The organism is Bacillus cereus group sp. BceL291 (assembly GCF_051776705.1).
GTDB classification, from domain to species: Bacteria; Bacillota; Bacilli; order Bacillales; family Bacillaceae_G; genus Bacillus_A; species Bacillus_A cereus.
Genome location: NZ_JBPWAP010000212.1, coordinates 1 through 1,391 on the forward strand (window position 1 = coordinate 1; position 1,391 = coordinate 1,391).

The window sequence follows — 1,391 nt, forward strand, 5'->3', positions numbered from 1 at the left end:
TGAAGTGCACCCCAATTGTTAGACACATAATTAACAATTGGAGGTGCATTTTTTATGGCTAAATTTTCTTCAAAAGATAAAATACAAGCAGTAAAACGATATCTAGAAGGTACGGAAGGCGGAAAAACCATTGCTAATTCTATAGGGGTTCATCCTAGAGAACTTTATCAATGGATTAAACGGTTTGAATTTTCAGGGGAAAAGGCGTTTGAAAAACGCTATACAACTTACCCTCTCGAGTATAAACTAGATGTAATTCATTATATGAATGAAAATGGGACATCTCTGAGAGAAACAGCTGCTTTTTTTAATATTCCTTCTTGCGAAACACTCCGAAAATGGAAAGTAGCTTATGAAACAGAAGGATTAGATGCCCTAAAATCAAAGAAAAAGGGGCATCTAACCATGGCCAAAGAAAAAGCTAAGCTACAACATTTAAAACAAAACGAAGTATTTCTTGAAGGTTCTATAGAAGCGCTACAAGCAGAGAATGAACGTCTGCGTATGGAAAATGACTATTTAAAAAAGTTGAATGCCTTAGTTCAAAAGAAGAAAACATCACAGACCAAGACAAAGCGCAATTGATTTATGAATTAAGGCATAAATATAAGGTCGTTGACCTTGTGAAAGTCGCTAATATCGCTCGTAGTACGTATTATTACTGGATGAAACAAGCGAAACGTCCAGATAAATATAAGAAAGTTAAAGAATTAATTAAAGAGATTTTTAGTGAGAATTTTGGGAGGTATGGTTATCGTCGTATTACATTGGAATTACGTAATCGAGGCCATGCATTAAATCATAAAACCGTTCGACGTTTAATGAATATCCTGGGATTAAAATGTCTTGTTCGATTGAAAAAATATCGTTCATATAAAGGGACTGTCGGGAAATTCGCTCCTAATATTTTAAAACGTAATTTTCACGCATCAAAACCAAACGAGAAATGGGTAACAGATGTGACGGAGTTCCACTTACATGGTAAAAAACTATATCTATCACCCATTTTAGACTTATATAACGGAGAAATTATAGCTTACAATATAGAACATAGACCTGCCTATTCCCTTGTTTCTAAAATGTTAAATAAGGCGTTTCAATGTTTGAATGATAAGGAAACTCCTATTTTACACTCGGATCAAGGTTGGCATTATCAAATGCGACAATATCATCAGTCGCTTAAAAAACATAACGTTATCCAAAGTATGTCCCGTAAGGGAAATTGCTTAGATAATGCAGTCATGGAAAATTTCTTTGGCTTATTAAAGTCTGAATTACTTTATCTTAAAGAGTTTGAAAGTATGGAACAATTTAAGCAAGAACTAGAAACTTATATTCATTACTACAATCACAAAAGAATTAAAACAAAACTAAAAGGATTGTCCCCTGTG

1 protein-coding gene is annotated in these 1,391 nt (G+C 33.6%); it reads left to right on the forward strand.

What is annotated here, in order from left to right; genetic code table 11:
* Positions 1 to 54: 54 nt before the first annotated feature.
* Positions 55 to 1,391 (forward strand): IS3-like element ISBth167 family transposase gene (locus ACS2CR_RS34110; protein WP_087986230.1). Its coding sequence is split into 2 segments (ribosomal slippage), with 1,338 coding nucleotides annotated over them: positions 55 to 520 and positions 520 to 1,391; the frame shifts between segments, so codons are not numbered across the junction. This gene is flagged as partial in the annotation.